Source organism: Streptomyces sp. NBC_00038, from assembly GCF_026343635.1.
GTDB lineage: Bacteria > Actinomycetota > Actinomycetes > Streptomycetales > Streptomycetaceae > Streptomyces.
In genome coordinates this window covers 6,912,821-6,929,369 of sequence record NZ_JAPELQ010000001.1, presented here as the reverse complement: position 1 = coordinate 6,929,369, position 16,549 = coordinate 6,912,821, and the positions used below count along the sequence as shown (strand labels likewise).

The following is a 16,549-nucleotide window of genomic DNA, read 5'->3' as shown; positions in this document are numbered from 1 at the left end:
CTCGACCTCATCTCGGGCAGCTCGGCGGCGCGCACCACCATACTGGCCATGTCCGGCCCGCAAACCTCGCCCGCGAAGGAAACCCCCACGGGACCCGCACCAGTCGGATACGGCGAAGTGGTACGTCACTTGCCAAGTCGGACGGTGGAGCCACCAGGTTGCCGCCCCCGGCCAAGCGTGGCGCACATCACAGCCAGAGCCATCCCGCCGAGCAGGAAGAGGTAGGAGCCGAATCCCGCACCGAAGAGGAAGTCGCCCTCCGGGCGGCTGGCGGTGAGCAGCACGACGGCGACCATCCAGCCCGCGGCGGGCGCGACGGCCCCGCCTCTGGTGCCGACGGCCTGTGCCCCGCCCAGGAAGAGCCCGGCCGCGCCCACCAGTGCGAGCAGCAACCCGCCCGGGAACCAGGCGGGTTGGATGAGCGCCCCGGCGGCTCCTGTCACGGCGCCGAGCACGAAAAGTCCGAGGTAGGCGGCGATCCGTCCGCCCGAGGGCGACGTCATCGGCTGAGCGAGCGCACTCCCCCGCTGTCCCGTCGTACTCATCACACGCCCGCCTCTCGCTCTTGCCGGCCGGTCCCCGCGATCCCCGCGAACAGATCCGTCTCACGCGCCTTCTCAGGCGTCTTCGGCCGCTCCCCGCGCACCAACTCGTAGTACTCCGTGGTGAACAGCGGCTGAGCGAGCTCATTGGACAGCACGAACCAGGGTTCGGCCACCTCGACCTGGGTGGCGTGTGCGCGCATCGCGGCGGCCTTGGCTGCGGCCTGGCCCGTTCCGTCGATCTCGGTGGTGATCACCGAGTCGTCGACCACACCCGGTACGTCCTCGACGGAGGCCGACTTCGCGTACGGCAGCTCCGGCAGCGCTTCGCGAAGACGCGCGAACTGCGCCTCGGCCACGGAACGCGGGACCCGGTTCCAGTAGATCTTGGCGATCTCCCAGGGTTCGCCGAGACCGGTGCGGAAGTCCGGCCGTGCGGCCAGCTCGGCGGCGCGCATGGCCACGCGGTGGGCCTGGATGTGGTCCGGGTGCCCATAGCCCCCGTCGGGGTCATAGGTGACGAGCACCTGGGGGCGTACCTCTCGGATCACTTCCACGAGGTGTCCGGCGGCTTCGTCCACGTCGGCGGACCAGAAGGCGCCCGGGCGGTGGTTCTGCTCGACGCCCATCATCCCGGAGTCGTGATAGCGCCCGGGGCCGCCGAGGAAGCGGTGATCCGTGACGCCCAGTTCCTTCATGGCGGCGGCCAGCTCACCGATCCGGTGCGGGCCGAGCCCGCCCTCCCGGTCGGGCGCCAGGTGCGCGAGCTCGGGCGGGATGACCTCACCCTCCTCGCCGAGGGTGCAGGTCACCAGCGTCACATGGGCCCCACCGGCCGCGTACCTGGCCATGGTCGCGCCATTGTTGATCGACTCGTCGTCCGGGTGCGCGTGCACCAGGAGCAGACGCCGGTCGGGCAGTTCCGTCATGGAACCACCCTACGAGGTGGGAAGGCGGTCAGAATTTAATGCTGCCGATCATGCCCGCGATGTTGGTGGTCAGCTCGCTGATGGTGGGAGCGACCGTCGAGGAGGCGAGATAGAAACCGAGCAGGACACACACGATGGCGTGCGGCGCCTTCAGTCCTGACTTCTTCACCAGGATGAAGACGATGATCGCCAGCAGCACCACCGCCGAAATCGAGAGTGCCACGGCGGCTCACCTCCAAAGGTCCCAGGGACTCGGGGTCCGGTATGGGGGTCGGACATGGGGGGTCGGTAAATCCATACAGCAGCCAGCGGGTTCATACCCACGCAGCGCTAGTGATCATAACTATCCGTACGCGCGCATCGATCGGCGCACGGCCGCACAAGGGGGCGCATGGCCAATATGGTCGGGGCATGACGACCGAGCCCCTCTCCTTCCCCCGACGGCACGCGCGTACCCAGCGGTTCACGCTCGGCGCGCCGCGCGCCTTCGCCGTGGCCCCCGACGGTTCCCGAGTCGTGTTCCTGCGTTCCCGCTCCGGGACGGACCGGGCGAATCTGCTCTGGGTGCTCGATGTGGCGGACGGCGCGGAGCGCGTCGCGGCCGATCCGCAGGCGCTGCTCGGGGGCGCCACGGAGCGCCTGTCGGCGGCGGAGCGGGCCCGCCGCGAGCGCAGTCGCGAGGGCGGTGCCGGGATCGTCGGCTACGCCACGGACACGGCGGTGGAGCTGGCCTCTTTCGCCTTGTCAGGGCGGCTTTTCACGGCCGAGCTGCGGGCGGGCACGGCACGTGAACTCCGCGTCCCCGGACCGGTGATCGACCCGCGCCCCTCGCCCGACGGACGGCTTGTCGCGTACGTCGCCGGGGGCGCCCTGCGAGTCGTCGGCGCCGAGGGTGCGGACGACCGGGCGCTCGCCGAGCCGGAGGCTGAGACGGTTTCCTATGGATTGGCCGAGTTCATCGCGGCCGAGGAGATGGGACGTTCGCGCGGCTTCTGGTGGTCGCCGGACGGGGACCGGCTGCTGGTCGCGCGGGCCGACGACGCGCCCGTACGCCGCTGGTGGATCGCGGATCCCGCACAACCTGAACACGATCCACACCAGGTCGCGTATCCGGTGGCGGGAAGCGCCAACGCGGATGTGCGGCTCTTCGTGTTCGGTCTCGACGGGGTGCGCACCGAGGTCGTGTGGGACCGGGCGCGGTACCCGTATCTGGCGCATGTGCACTGGTCAGCGGCTGGTGCGCCGCTGATTCTGGTGCAGGCCCGGGACCAGCGGAGTCAGCTGTTCCTGGCCGTGGATCCGGACACCGGGGCGACCCGGATGGTGCACGCGGACGAAGATCCACAATGGCTTGATCTTTTCCCCGGCGTGCCGTGCTGGAGCCCCGGAGGACAGCTCGTGCGGATCGCCGACGAGGGCGGCGCACGGGTGCTCGCGTTCGGTGAACGCCCGCTCACAGGACCGCAGTTGCATGTGCGTGCGGTGCTCGACGTATCGGACGACGAGGTACTGATCTCGGCGTCGGCGGGCGAGGCGGCGGCCGCGCCCGAGACCGGCGAAGTACATGTATACCGGGTCAACGAGCTCGGCCTGGAGCGCGTCTCCCAGGAACCCGGCGTGCACTCCGCGGTACGCGCCGGGGGCGTGACCGTACTCGTCTCGGCGGTGCTGGACCAGCCGGGCTCCCGAGTGCAGGTGCTGCGCGAAGGGAAGCGGGCGGCGACGATCACCTCGTACGCCGAAGATCCGGGTTTGTCCCCGCGCGTGACCCTCACACAGGGGGGCGCACGGAAAATCCCATGCGCCGTGCTTATGCCTACGGACTACGACGGCGACGGCCCCCTGCCCGTCCTCATGGACCCCTACGGCGGCCCGCACGGCCCCCGGGTGCTGGCGGCGCACAACGCTCACCTCACCTCACAGTGGTTCGCTGACCAGGGTTTCGCGGTGGTCGTGGCGGACGGGCGGGGCACCCCGGGCCGGTCCCCCGCCTGGGAGAAGGCGATCAAGGACGACGTGGCCGCGATCGTCCTCCAGGACCAGATCGACGCTCTCCAGGCTCTCGCCGAGACCTTCCCGCTGGATCTGACCCGGGTCGCCATCCGGGGCTGGTCGTTCGGCGGATATCTGGCGGGGCTCGCGGTGCTGCGCCGCCCGGACGTGTTCCACGCGGGCATCGTCGGGGCACCGGTCACCGACCAGCGGCTGTACGACACCCACTACACCGAGCGCTATCTGGGCGACCCGAACACTCGGCCCGAGGTGTACGCCGCGAACTCACTGATCGACGACAACGGCCTGGTGGCAGCCGCGGAGCCCGCGCGCCCGATGATGATCGTGCACGGCCTCGCCGACGACAACGTGGTGGTGGCCCACACCCTGCGCCTGTCCTCGGCCCTCCTGGCCGCCGGCCGCCCGCACGAGGTACTGCCCCTGTCCGGCGTCACACACATGACCCCGCAGGAGCAGGTCGCGGAGAACCTGCTGCTGCTCCAGGTGGACTTCCTGAAGCGCTCACTGGGGTCGGCCTAGGTACGGCAACGGGCCGGGAGACATGGCGCTCCCGGCCCGTTTACGGCACCCGCACGGCCGTACGTTGTAGAGACTGACGCGTCCGTATATCGGTACCGCTTCCGCTAAGTTGCCTGCTTGTAAACGCAATTGGTGCACATTTGTACGGCTATGACGACCCCTCCGCGTGATCGTCCGGCGTCTCGTCGGTGGGGACCACCTGTTTCTCCTCCGCGAAGTGGCAGGCCGAGTCGTGCGCGGCCGGCCCCTCGACGAGCCGGAACTCCGCGGGCACCGCAAGCAGCGGCACCTCAAGGGCGCAGCGCGCCTGCGCCTTCCAGCAGCGGGTGCGGAAGCGGCATCCGGACGGGATGTTCGCCGGGGACGGCACATCCCCGGCGAGGATGATCCGCTCGCGGTGTTCGCGTGCCTCGGGGTCGGGGACGGGCACGGCGGAGAGCAGGGCCTGCGTGTAGGGATGCGTCGGGTGGTCGTAGATCTCGGCGTCCCTGCCGGTCTCCACGATCCGCCCGAGGTACATCACGCCGACCCGGTCGGAGATGTGCCGCACGATGGAGAGGTCGTGCGCGATGAAGACGTACGACAGATCGAACTCGTCCTGGAGTCGGTCGAGCAGGTTGATCACCTGCGCCTGCACCGAGACGTCGAGCGCGGACACCGGTTCGTCCGCCACGATGATCTCGGGGCGCAGTGCCAACCCCCGTGCGATCCCGATGCGTTGGCGCTGTCCGCCGGAGAACTGGTGCGGGTAGCGGTTGATGTACTCGGGGTTCAGTCCGACCACGTCGAGCAGGTCCTGGACCTTCTGCCGCCGGTCGCCCTTCGGCGCGACCTCGGGATGGATCTCGTACGGCTCACCGATGATGTCGCCGACGGTCATGCGCGGGTTGAGCGAGGTGTACGGGTCCTGGAAGACCATCTGGATGTTGCGCCGTACGGCCTTCAGCGCCTTGCCGGACATCCTGGTGATGTCCTCGCCCTTGTACTTGATCGTCCCTTCCGTCGGCTTCTCCAGGTTGACCAGCATCCTGGCGACCGTCGACTTGCCGCAGCCGGACTCGCCGACGATGCCGAGGGTCTCGCCCCGGGCGAGCCGGAAGTCGACGCCGTCGACGGCCTTGACGGCCCCCACCTGCTTCCTGAAGACGATGCCCTGGGTCAGCGGGTAGTGCTTGACCAGCCCGCTGACCTCCAGAATCGCTTCGGTGGATGCCTGCGTCGCCTCAGTGGCTGCTTGTGTCATCGAGGCACTCCCTCCAGAAGAAGCAGGCGCTCCTGCGGTCCTCATCCACCTCCGCGAGCGGGGGCACCTCGGTCCGGCAGATGTCCTGGGCCATCGGGCAGCGCGGGTTGAAGGCGCAGCCCGGGGGGATGTGCATCAGGTTCGGCGGCAGGCCCTTGATGGCGTAGAGCTCCTGGCCCTTCTGGTCCAGGCGCGGGATCGACTCCAACAGGCCCTTGGTGTACGGGTGTGCGGGCGCCTTGTAGATGTCGTGGACCGGCGCCGACTCGACGATCCGGCCCGCGTACATCACGGCGATCTTGTCGGCGACGTCCGCGACCACGCCGAGGTCGTGGGTGATGAGGATGAGCCCCATGTGGAGCTCGCGCTGCAACTCGGCGAGCAGGTCCATGACTTGGGCCTGGACGGTGACGTCGAGCGCGGTGGTCGGTTCGTCGGCGATGATCAGGGCGGGTTCGAGGGCAAGCGCCATGGCGATCATGATGCGCTGACGCATACCGCCGGAGAACTGGTGCGGATAGTCGCGTACACGTTCGGCGGCGGCCGGGATCCGTACCCGGTCCATCAGCTCGATGGCCTTGGCCCTGGCGTCCTTCCTGGACATCCCTCGGTGCACGGTGAACATCTCGCCGAGCTGGTCACCCACGGAGAGCACAGGGTTGAGGGACGACAGCGCGTCCTGGAAGATCATCGCCATCTCGGCGCCGCGGACCTTGCGCCGTTCCTCCTCCTTGAGCTTGAGCAGGTCCCGGCCCTGGAAGAGGACTTCGCCGCCGGTGATCTTCCCGGGGGGCGTGTCGAGGATGCCCATGACGGCCTGCGCGGTCACCGACTTGCCGGAGCCGGACTCGCCGAGCACGGCGAGGGTCTCGCCCTCCTCCACGCTGTAGTTCACCCCGTTTACGGCCTTGGCGACCCCGTCCCTGGTCCTGAACTCCACGTGCAGATCGCGCACTTCGAGCAGCACGGCCGTCACCTCAGCTTCGGGTCGAGGGCGTCGCGCACCGCGTCGCCGAGCATGATGAACGCCAGGACGGTGATCGCGAGGGCTCCGGCGGGCCACAGGAGCATGTGCGGGGCCTGGCGGATGTACGCGGACGCCGAGGAGATGTCGATGCCCCAGGAGACCGTGGGGGGCTTCAGGCCGACACCGAGGTAGGAGAGGGTCGCCTCCAGGGAGATGTACGTGCCGAGCGCGATGGTCGCCACGACGATCACCGGCGCGACGGCGTTCGGCGCGATGTGCCGCAGCAGGAGCCGGGAGTTGGAGGCGCCGAGGGCGCGGGCGGCCTGGACGTAGTCGTTGTGCTTGGTGGTGATGACGGAGCCGCGTGCGATGCGGGAGAGCTGCGGCCAGCCGAGCAGCACCATGAACCCGATGACGGGCCAGACCGTATTGCTGGTCACCACGGAGAGGAGGACCAGGCCTCCGAGCACCACGGGGATCGCGAAGAAGATGTCCGTGACCCGGGACAGGAACGAGTCCCACACCCCGCCGAAGAAGCCGGCGAGCCCGCCGAGCAGCGACCCGAGGATCGCGACCCCGAGGGTGGCGCAGACACCGACGGAGATCGAGACGCGCGTGCCGTACACCGTGCGCGTGTAGACGTCGCAGCCCTGTCCGTCGAACCCGAAGGGATGTCCGGGCTGCGAACCCTCCTGGGCCTTGGCCAGGTCGCAGTTGAGGGGGTTCTGGGAGGCGATCAGCGAGGGCCAGAGCGAGATGACCACCAGGAAGAGGATGACCAGCCCGGCGATGATGAAGACGGGGTTGCGCCGCAGATCGCGCCAGGCGTCGGACCACAGGCTCCGGGGCTTCTCCTGCGGCCCGGTGCCCTCCGGTCCTCCCGGTGTCTTGTCGACGGTCTCCGCCTCGCTCATGGCGAGGTCCATGGCGCCGCCCATGCCCGTGGCGGCGATCGCGCCGTCCTCCGGGGCGCGGCCGCCGCCCGACATCCAGGGCTCCGGTGACTCCGGCGGACGGGGTTCAGGCATAGCGGATCCTCGGGTCGAGTACGGCGTACAGCAGGTCGACGAGCAGGTTGGCGACCAGGAAGACGAGGACCAGGACGGTCACGAAACCGACGACGGTCTGCGTGTTCTGCCGGAGGATCCCCTGGTAGAGCTGGAAGCCGACGCCGTGGATGTTGAAGATCCGCTCGGTGACGATGGCGCCGCCCATGAGCGCGCCGACGTCCGTGCCGATGAAGGTGACCACGGGGATGAGTGAGTTCCGCAGCAGGTGCTTGGTGATCACCCGGCGCCGGGGCAGGCCCTTGGCGATCGCCGTACGGACGTAGTCGGACCGCTTGTTCTCCGCGATGGAGGTCCGGGTCAGCCGGGTCACATAGGCGAGGGAGACGGAGGCGAGGACCAGGCCGGGCACGATCAGTTCGCCGAAGGTGGCGTCGGAGGAGACCGACGGCTTGATCCAGCCCCATTCGACGCCCAGCAGCAGTTGGAGCACCAGGCCGGTGACGAAGACGGGCACCGAGATGACGACGAGGGTGACCAGCAGGACGCCGGTGTCGACGGGCTTCCCGCGGCGCAGACCGGTGATGACGCCCAGCGCGATGCCGATGACGATCTCGAAGAGGATCGCGACGATGGTCAGCCGGATGGTGACCGGGAAGGCGGTCGCCATCAGCTCGGTGACCGGCTGCCCGTTGAAGGCGGTACCGAAGTCGCCGGTGAAGACATTGCCCATGTAGGTCAGGTATTGCTGCCACACCGGCTTGTCGAGGCCGAACTCCTTCTCCAGCTGGGCGGCGGTGGCGGGGTCGCACGCCCGGTCCCCGCACAGGCCCGCGATGGGGTCGCCCATCACGTTGACCATCAGGAAGATCAGCAGGGTGGCACCGATGAAGACCGGGATCATCTGCAACAGGCGCCGGATTACGTACCGTCCCATGAGGGCTCCGGGGGTGGGAGAGGGCGGCCCCGTCCGTGGGGCCGCCCGGCGCGGCTCAGTTGACGGTGATCTCGTTGTAGACGGGGACGCTGAACTGGTTGAGCGCCACGTTGGAGACCTTGTCCGAGTAGCCGGCGCTGCCGTTCTGGTACCAGAGCGGGATGGCGCCCATGTCGTCCCGCAGGACCTCCTCGGCCTGCTGGAAGAGCTTCACGGCCTTGGCCTGGTCGGTCTCGGCGTTCGCCTGGTCGACGAGCTTGTCGAAGTCCGCGTTGGTCCACTTGCCGTCGTTGGAGGAGGCGTTGGTGTAGTACAGCGGCTGCAGGAAGTTCTGGATCAGCGGGTAGTCCATCTGCCAGCCGGCCCGGAAGGGGCCCGACATCTTGTCCGAGGTGATCTGGTCGCGGAAGTCGGCGAAGGTGCCGACGGGGTTGCCGACGCAGGCCTTGTCGTTGCCGAGGGCGTTGTTGATGGAGTTGCAGACGGCGTCGACCCACTCCTTGTGCGAGCCGGTGTCCGCGTTGTACGAGATCTTGATCTGCCCGCCGGGAAGGCCGCCGCCCTCCTCGATCAGCTTCTTGGCCTCGCTCGCGTTGTACTCGCAGGCGTCACCGCACAGCCCCTCCTTGAAGCCGCCGTCCTCCCCGAGCACCGGTGAGGTCCAGTCGGAGGCCGGGGTGCGGGTCTTCTGGAAGATCGTGTCGGTGATCTGCTCGCGGTTGATCGCCATGGACAGGCCCTGACGGACCTTCTCCATCCCTGCTTTGTCCCAGTTCTTGTCATAGAACGGGAAAGCCAGCGTCTGGATGATGCCGGCCGGAGTATTGATGTACCGGTCACCGAGGTCGCTCTGCACGTTCTTGAGCTGGGAGGCGGGCACGTCATCGACGAGGTCGAGGTTGCCGGCCATGAGGTCGGTGTAGGCGGTGTTGTTGTCGGTGTAGACCTTGAGGTCCACCCCGCCGTTCTGCGCCTTGTCCTCGCCGGAGTAGCCGTCCCACTTCCGCAGGGACATCTGCGAGCCCTTCGTGTACGAGTCCACGGTGTAGGGCCCGTTGCCGATCGGCTTCTTGACCCAGTTCGCGTGGTCGTCGAAGAACGCCTTGGGCAGCGGCGAGAAGGCCGCGTAGCCGAGGGTGTCGGGGAAGGTCGAGAACTTCTGGTTGAGCTTGACGGTGAAGGTGTTGGTGCCGGTGACCTTCAGCCCGGAGAGGGTGTCGGCGCTCTGCGTCCCCGATTCGGGGTGGGTCTTGTCGTAGCCGTCGATGTACCCGAAGAAATACGCGTTCTTCTGGTTGTTCTTCAGGCTGGCCCCGTAGTTCCACGCGTCGACGAAGGACTGCGCGGTGACGGCCTCGCCGTTGCTGAACTTCCAGCCGTCCTTGATCGTGATCGTGAAGTTCTGCGAGTCCGTGCTCTCGACCTTCTCGGCGAGCATGTCCTCGGCGGCGCCGGTCTCGGCGTTGTAGCGCTTGAGCCCGCGGAAGACCATGTCCAGGACCTTGCCGCCCTGGACCTCGTTGGTGTTGGCCGGTTCCAGCGGGTTCTGCGGGTCTCCCCAGGAGGAACTCACGACCCCGGTGCCGTCGCCGCCGCCGCTGTCACTGTCCCCGCCTCCGCAGGCGGTCGCCGCGAGGGCTACCGCCGCCGCGCATGCGGCCCATTTGGCGTGCGTGGCTCCACGCATGGAGTGCCTCCTCAAGAGTGCGCTGTGCCGCCGGCGCCGGTCGAACGCTCTCGGCTCCGGTGCGCTGTGCCTTTAGCGCTCAATATCCGGCGATACAGGTCATGTCGCACATTCAGTCCACCCTTCCGAGTGGAAGTGCCAGCCATATGCACGCACCCCCGGAATCCAGCACTCCAGTTGTCGGCAGACCGGACGCAAACGCTCCGGATGACCGACGCAATGGATCTTCGTCGTTCGATGCCGAACCGTTGGATTTCGTGCACCAGATGTACGCATTCCGAGACTTGCGCGTCCGCATATCGAACCCCTTGCCCGATTAGGGCAGTTGGTCCGTTTCTGGACACGGATCGGCCACGGAGCGCTACACGCGTAGTTACGTTGAGGTCAAGTCCAGGCAAAGAAAGTAAAGAGAAACCCAAGGGGAGCCAGATTTTATTGACCTTGCATGAATTGCGTTGAAAAAGTCCGGCGTAGCCCGTAGGGAGCGCCCTGCGGAGCCCTTGACCCCACGGGCACGGAGCACCATGACCCCCCCTACTCCTTCCGCGGCCGCCCCGCTTGAGGTGACCGACGAGAGCGTCGAGAAGTCGATCACTTCTCCCGCTCCCAAGGCCAACGAGAGCCGGTCCCCGGGACAGCTCGCATGGCTCCGCTTCAAACGGGATCGCACGGGCGTCATATCGGCGTGCATCGTGATCTTCTTCTTCGTCATCGCGATAGCCGCCCCGCTCATAGCCAAGCTGTACGGCAAGGACCCGTACACGACATACGGGATAAACCTCCCCGGCCTGCTCGCCGACAACAGCTATCCCGTCCTGCCCAACGGCGGTATGAGCAGCGACTTCTGGTTCGGCATCGAGCCGGGGCTCGGCCGGGACGTCTTCACCTTCCTGCTCTACGCCATCCGCAACTCGCTGCTGATCGCCACCGCGGTCACGGTGCTCGTCGTGATCATCGGTGTGGCGGTGGGTGTCACCGCGGGCTATCTGGGCGGCAAGTCGGACTGGTTCATCGGCCGGGTCATCGACATCCTGCTCGCCTTCCCCTCCCAGCTGTTCTTCGTCGCCTTCACGCCCGTGGTGCTCGCGCTGTTCGTGTCGGCCGACGAGAACACGCCGGTCTGGCTCACCGTGGCCACTCTCATCGGCATCCTCACCGCCTTCGGCTGGGCCTCCATCGCCCGACTTCTGCGCGGCCAGGTACTGGCCCTGCGCGAGCGGGAGTTCGTCGAGGCCGCCAAGGTCACGGGCGCTTCGCCGGCCCGCATCATCTTCAAGGAACTGCTCCCCAACCTGTGGACGCCGATCCTCATCCAGGCAACGCTCAACCTGCCGCTGATGGTCACCACGGAGGCGGGTCTCGCCTTCCTCGGTGTCGGTATCCAGGACCCGACGCCCGACTGGGGCGTCATGATCGGGCGCGCCGCCCAGGTCTACCAGGAAGACATCACCTACCTGCTCTTCCCGGGTCTGACGATGGTGATCTTCGTCCTGGCGTTCAACCTCCTCGGCGACTCGGTGCGTGACGCACTCGACCCGAAGACCAAGCGCTGACTCCGGCCCTCTTCAGGACCACGGCAACGACGCCGGGTGCCGGCTTTCTCTCATCTCACTCACTTCAAGGCAGGATGCGATGTCTTTTTCGCGCAGAAACTTCCTGATCGCCACCGGTGTTGTGGCCGCGTCGAGCTCCGTGCTCTCCGCGTGCAGCAGCGGCAACTCCGGCAGTGGCGGCACCACCGGTAAGCAGAACGCCGCCAAGGCCGAAGCCACCGTGGTGAAGATCGGCACCGAGGCCGACTCCACGGGCCCGGCCCCCGAGGTTTCCGGTGCGAAGAAGGGCGGCACCGTCTACCTGCTGAACGACGACGACGTCTCGCACCTCGACCCGCAGCGCATCTACTACGCGTGGAACTCGCTCGCCGCGATCGTCCTGTCCCGCACCCTCACCGGCTACAAGATCGCCGACGACGGTTCCCAGATGCTGGTCGGCGACCTCGCCACCGACACGGGCACCATGTCTGACGGCGGCAAGACCTGGGCCTTCACCCTGAAGGACGGGGTCAAGTGGGAGGACGGCTCCGACGTCACCGTCGACGACGTCCGCCACGGCATCGAGCGCGCCTTCGCCAGCTTCATCACCGAGGGCGCCATGTACGTCCAGTCGTGGCTGACCGGCTCGCAGGACTACCGCAAGTCGTACTCGGGCCCGTACAGCGGCAAGCACCTCAAGTCGGTCGTGACCAGCGGCAAGACGGTCACCTTCCACCTCTCCGAGGCGCGTCCCGACTTCAACTACGTCGTCGCGATGCAGTCGTACGCTCCCACCCCGGTGAAGCACGACACCAAGGAGAACTACGACAAGAAGCCGTACTCCAACGGTCCTTACCGGGTGAAGTCCCACGTCACCGACAAGTCGATGGTCTTCGTCCGCAACGAGCACTGGGACGCGGCCACGGACCCGATCCGCAACGCCTACCCGGACCAGTTCGACTTCGCCTTCGGCATCGAGCAGCTGACCGCCATCGACCGCCTGCTGGCGGACTCCGGCAAGGACCAGTACGCCGTCAGCTGGCGCACGATCCCCCAGGAGCGCGTCACGAAGGCTCAGACGGAGGCCAAGGACCGCGTCTTCGAGGAGCTCGGCAGCGGCGTCAGCGTCTACTGGGTCAACACCACCCGGGTCAAGGACCTGGCCGTCCGCGAGGCCCTCATCAAGGCCTGGCCGACCGCGCAGATCCGCCAGCTGCAGGGCGGCAGCGTCCGCGGCGACTACGCCACCGGCATCATGAGCCCGCTCGTGGCCGGCTACGAGTCGCAGGACGTGTGGGGCAAGCTCAAGACCCCTGCGGGCGACCCGGCGGCCGCGAAGAAGATCCTGGACAAGGCCGGCAAGGCCAACTACAAGATCGTCTACGCGTACCAGATCGACGACACCCAGACGAAGATCAAGGTCGTCGTCGAGAACGCCCTGAAGGCCGCCGGCTTCGACGTCGTCACCAAGGGCATCGACTCCACCACCTGGTACGACGCGATCGGCAAGGTCGACAACCCGTACGACGTCTACTGGGGTGGCTGGTCCGCCGACTGGCCGACCGGTTACTCGGTCTTCCAGCCGCTGTTCGACAGCAGCACCATCACCGACGGTGGCTCGAACTACGCGCACCTCAAGGACCCGAAGGTCGACGCCGCCATCAAGGCCGCCACGGCCGAGACGGACCAGGACACGGCCAACAAGATGTGGGCCGCCCTGGACAAGCAGGTCACGGAGACCGGCGCGTTCATACCCGACGTGTACATGAAGCGCATCTACCTTCACGGTTCCAAGCTCGGCAACGTGAAGATGGACCCGAACTTCGACGGCTGCATGCTCTACAAGCTGTACGTCAAGTAGTTCTGATCCACACCTGACGGGTGGGGCGGCCCCGGCCGCCCCACCCTCGGCCCCGCCTTCCGTGGCCTCTCGTCACTCCCGGTCCGCATTCGCTCCGCACGACGGCCCATCCCAGGAAAGCCACTCCCCATGCTTCGCTTCCTCGTCCGCCGCATCCTCGGCGCCGTGATAACGCTGGTGATCATCAGTGCCGTCACGTTCATGCTCTTCTACGCGGTGCCGCGCGACCCGGCCCGGCTGGCCTGCGGCAAGCTCTGCACCCCGGAGACGCTCGAGTTGATCCGCCACAACATGGGGATCACCGACCCGCTGCCCGTGCAGTACTGGCACTGGCTGACGGGCATCTTCCTCGGCCGGGACTTCGCGTCCTTCGGCCACTGCGACGCGCCGTGCCTGGGCTACTCGTTCGTCAGCCGTGAGCCAGTCCTCTCGACGATCATGGACCGGTTCCCGACGACCATCTCGCTCACCATCGGCTCGTCCGTGGTGTTCCTTCTCTTCGGTGTCGGTATGGGCATGATCGCCGCCGTGAAGCAGGGCAAGGCCACCGACAAGATCGCCAGCAGCGCCTCGCTGATCGCCTCGTCGATGCAGATCTACTTCGTGGGCACGCTGGCCCTGTACTTCTTCGTGTACCAGTGGCACATCCTGGACCAGCCCTCGTACACGAACTTCAGCCAGAACCCGGCCTCGTGGGCCAACGGACTGCTGCTTCCCTGGCTGGTCCTGGCACTGATCTTCACCGCGAACTACACCCGCATGACACGCTCCCAAATGGTCGAGCAACTCAGCGAGGACTACGTCCGCACCGCCCGTGCCAAGGGACTCGCCAGCAGAAACGTCTTCTTCCGCTTCGCCTGGCGCGGCGCGATGGGACCGATCGTGACCATCTTCGGCATCGACCTCGGCGTGCTGTTCGGCGGCGCGATGATCACCGAGAAGACCTTCAGCCTCCAGGGCATCGGCATGCTGGCCGTGAAGTCGGTGACCACGAGCGACCTGCCCATGCTGCTCGGCATCATGGTGATCACCGCGTCCTTCGTGGTCATCGCCAACATCGTCGTGGACGCCCTGTACGCCCTGATCGACCCGCGTATCCGGCTCGCCTGATCCGCCGCCCCCACCAGCTACCCCGCATCACCCCCTCAGGAGCGTCCCCGTGACGAGCACCGACCAGCAGCCCTTCCTGTCCGTCAAGGACCTGAAGGTGCACTTCTCGACCGAGGACGGCACCGTCAAGGCCGTCGACGGTCTCTCCTTCGACCTCGTACGCGGCAAGACGCTGGGCATCGTGGGCGAGTCGGGCTCCGGCAAGTCGGTCACCAACCTGACCATCCTGGGGCTGCACAACCCGGACAGCACGACCGTCGAGGGCTCCATCACCCTCGACGGCCAGGAGCTGAACGGCGCTCCGGAGAAGACCCTGGAGAAGCTGCGCGGCAACAAGATGTCGATGATCTTCCAGGACGCGCTGACCTCGCTGTCGCCGTACCACACCATCGGCAGGCAGATCGGTGAGACGTACCGCAAGCACACCGGCTGCTCCAAGAAGGAGGCCAGGGCGCGGGCCATCGAGATGCTGACCCGCGTCGGCATCCCGCAGCCCGACGTACGCGTGGACGACTACCCGCACCAGTTCTCCGGCGGTATGCGCCAGCGCGCGATGATCGCGATGGCGCTGGTCTGCGACCCGGAACTGCTGATCGCGGACGAGCCCACCACCGCCCTCGACGTCACCGTGCAGGCCCAGATCATGGACCTCCTCAAGGACCTCCAGAAGGAGTTCGGCACGGCGATCATCTTCATCACCCACGACCTCGGTGTCATCGCGGACATCGCGGACGAGGTGCTGGTGATGTACGGCGGCCGGTGCGTGGAGCGCGGGACCAAGAAGGAGGTGCTGCGCGCGCCGCAGCACCCGTACACCTGGGGTCTGCTCAGCTCGATGCCGACACTGGACGGTCCGGTCGACGTCCCGCTGTCGCCGATCCCGGGCTCGCCGCCCTCGCTGCTGAACCCGCCGACCGGCTGCCGGTTCCACCCCCGGTGCGGCTTCACCGAGAAGGTCGCGGACGGGCGCTGCTCCTCCGAGCGCCCCGTTCTCGAGATCACGGACGGACGAGGCTCCGCCTGCCACCTGACCGCCGACCAGCGCCGCGACTTCTTCGCCGACTTCGCCGGCAGCCGGTCCAACTGACGTACACCTGACGGGATTTCACGATCATGAGCAAAACGAACCCCCTCCTGGACGTCACCGGTCTGACCAAGCACTTCCCGATCAAGGGTGGTTTCCCCATCCGCCGGACGGTGGGTGCGGTCCAGGCCGTGGACGGGCTGGACTTCCAGGTGGCCGAGGGCGAGGCCCTGGGCCTGGTCGGTGAGTCCGGCTGCGGCAAGTCGACGACGGGCCGGCTGATCACGCGGCTCCTGGAGCCGACGGCCGGCACGATCAAGTACCGCGGCCAGGACATCACGCACGCGAACCGCAAGCAGCTCGCGCCGGTCCGCTCCGAGATCCAGATGATCTTCCAGGACCCGTACGCCTCGCTGAACCCGAGGCACACGGTCGGCAAGATCATCTCGGGTCCGATGGAGGTCAACGGCATCAACCCGGCGGGCGGCCGAGAGAAGCGCGTACGCGAGCTGCTTGAGACCGTCGGCCTCAACCCCGAGCACTACAACCGCTTCCCGCACGAGTTCTCCGGCGGACAGCGCCAGCGCATCGGCGTGGCCCGCGCGCTGGCCCTGGAGCCGAAGCTGATCGTGGCGGACGAGCCGGTCTCGGCGCTCGACGTGTCGATCCAGGCGCAGGTCGTGAACCTGCTCCAGGAGCTCCAGCGGGACCTGGGCATCGCGTTCGTCTTCATCGCCCACGACCTCGCGATCGTCCGGCACTTCTCGCAGCGCGTCGCGGTCATGTACCTCGGCAAGATCGTCGAGATCGCCAACCGCGAGGACCTGTACGACAACCCGCGCCACCCGTACACGCGCGCACTGCTCTCCGCCGTCCCCGAGGCCAGGGCGGACGACACCCCGGCCCGCGACCGCATCCGCCTCACCGGCGACGTGCCCTCCCCCATCAACCCGCCGTCCGGCTGCCGCTTCCGCACCCGCTGCTGGAAGGCGACGGACAAGTGCGCGACGGAGGCCCCGACGCTGGTGCAGATCGGCGGCAGCAGCACGGGCCACCTGACGGCCTGCCACTACCCCGAGGTCAAGGAGACCGTCCCGGCTCCCCGCCTCGCCAAGGACCCCGAGGTCACGGCCTGACACACCCCATTCGTCAGCCCATGACCCACGGGACCCGATCTT

General features: G+C 67.4%; 14 protein-coding genes. 6 read left to right on the top strand and 8 right to left on the bottom strand.

Annotated elements, in window-relative coordinates:
- Positions 1-125: 125 nt before the first annotated feature.
- The 3 genes from OG219_RS31495 to OG219_RS31485 are packed head-to-tail and all read right to left on the bottom strand — an operon-like array spanning position 126 to position 1,694.
- On the bottom strand, positions 126-545 hold the full coding sequence (locus tag OG219_RS31495) for a DUF6113 family protein (RefSeq protein WP_266832189.1): 420 nt from the start codon (positions 543-545) through the stop codon (positions 126-128).
- Positions 545-1,471: an N-acetyl-1-D-myo-inositol-2-amino-2-deoxy-alpha-D-glucopyranoside deacetylase gene (mshB, locus tag OG219_RS31490; RefSeq protein ID WP_266832186.1), complete on the bottom strand. Its 927-nt coding sequence runs from the start codon at positions 1,469-1,471 to the stop codon at positions 545-547. Before mshB ends, OG219_RS31495 begins: the two co-directional genes overlap by 1 nt.
- Before the next feature lie 28 nt (positions 1,472-1,499).
- Positions 1,500-1,694 (bottom strand): hypothetical protein, encoded by a 195-nt coding sequence (locus tag OG219_RS31485; protein ID WP_266832184.1) that lies wholly within the window; start codon positions 1,692-1,694, stop codon positions 1,500-1,502.
- A 188-nt stretch (positions 1,695-1,882) separates the two neighbouring features.
- Between OG219_RS31485 and OG219_RS31480 the strand changes: the two genes are divergently transcribed.
- Positions 1,883-4,003 (top strand): S9 family peptidase, encoded by a 2,121-nt coding sequence (locus OG219_RS31480; protein ID WP_266832182.1) that lies wholly within the window; start codon positions 1,883-1,885, stop codon positions 4,001-4,003.
- 148 nt (positions 4,004-4,151) lie between these two features.
- On the opposite strand, the gene OG219_RS31475 is transcribed toward OG219_RS31480, so the two are convergent.
- Genes OG219_RS31475 through OG219_RS31455 form a run of 5 tightly spaced genes read right to left on the bottom strand, consistent with a single transcriptional unit; the run spans position 4,152 to position 9,844 of the window.
- A complete protein-coding gene (locus tag OG219_RS31475) occupies positions 4,152-5,246 on the bottom strand; it encodes an ABC transporter ATP-binding protein (RefSeq protein ID WP_266832180.1) in 1,095 nt (364 codons plus the stop codon).
- Positions 5,227-6,213, bottom strand: a complete 987-nt coding sequence (locus OG219_RS31470; RefSeq protein ID WP_266832178.1) for an ABC transporter ATP-binding protein — start codon at positions 6,211-6,213, stop codon at positions 5,227-5,229. Before OG219_RS31470 ends, OG219_RS31475 begins: the two co-directional genes overlap by 20 nt.
- 5 nt (positions 6,214-6,218) lie before the next feature.
- Positions 6,219-7,202 carry an ABC transporter permease gene (locus OG219_RS31465; protein WP_266836297.1) on the bottom strand — a complete coding sequence of 328 codons (984 nt, stop codon included), beginning with the start codon at positions 7,200-7,202 and terminating at the stop codon, positions 6,219-6,221.
- A gap of 31 nt (positions 7,203-7,233) precedes the next feature.
- Entirely contained in the window at positions 7,234-8,157 is a 924-nt protein-coding gene (locus OG219_RS31460) for an ABC transporter permease (RefSeq protein ID WP_266832176.1), read from the bottom strand.
- A gap of 55 nt (positions 8,158-8,212) precedes the next feature.
- Complete coding sequence (locus tag OG219_RS31455) at positions 8,213-9,844, bottom strand: ABC transporter substrate-binding protein (protein WP_266832174.1); 1,632 nt, start codon at positions 9,842-9,844, stop codon at positions 8,213-8,215.
- 524 nt (positions 9,845-10,368) lie between these two features.
- Here OG219_RS31455 and OG219_RS31450 point away from each other — a divergent pair.
- The 5 genes from OG219_RS31450 (at position 10,369) to OG219_RS31430 (ending at position 16,507) form a co-directional block, all read left to right on the top strand.
- Entirely contained in the window at positions 10,369-11,397 is a 1,029-nt protein-coding gene (locus tag OG219_RS31450; RefSeq protein WP_266832172.1) for an ABC transporter permease, read from the top strand.
- Positions 11,398-11,476: 79 nt separating this feature from the next.
- Positions 11,477-13,237 (top strand): ABC transporter substrate-binding protein, encoded by a 1,761-nt coding sequence (locus OG219_RS31445; protein ID WP_266832170.1) that lies wholly within the window; start codon positions 11,477-11,479, stop codon positions 13,235-13,237.
- 129 nt (positions 13,238-13,366) lie between these two features.
- A complete protein-coding gene (locus OG219_RS31440) occupies positions 13,367-14,347 on the top strand; it encodes an ABC transporter permease (protein WP_266832168.1) in 981 nt (326 codons plus the stop codon).
- 49 nt (positions 14,348-14,396) lie between these two features.
- Positions 14,397-15,434: an ABC transporter ATP-binding protein gene (locus OG219_RS31435; RefSeq protein WP_266832166.1), complete on the top strand. Its 1,038-nt coding sequence runs from the start codon at positions 14,397-14,399 to the stop codon at positions 15,432-15,434.
- A 26-nt stretch (positions 15,435-15,460) separates the two neighbouring features.
- A complete protein-coding gene (locus OG219_RS31430) occupies positions 15,461-16,507 on the top strand; it encodes an ABC transporter ATP-binding protein (RefSeq protein ID WP_266832164.1) in 1,047 nt (348 codons plus the stop codon).
- Positions 16,508-16,549: the final 42 nt, after the last annotated feature.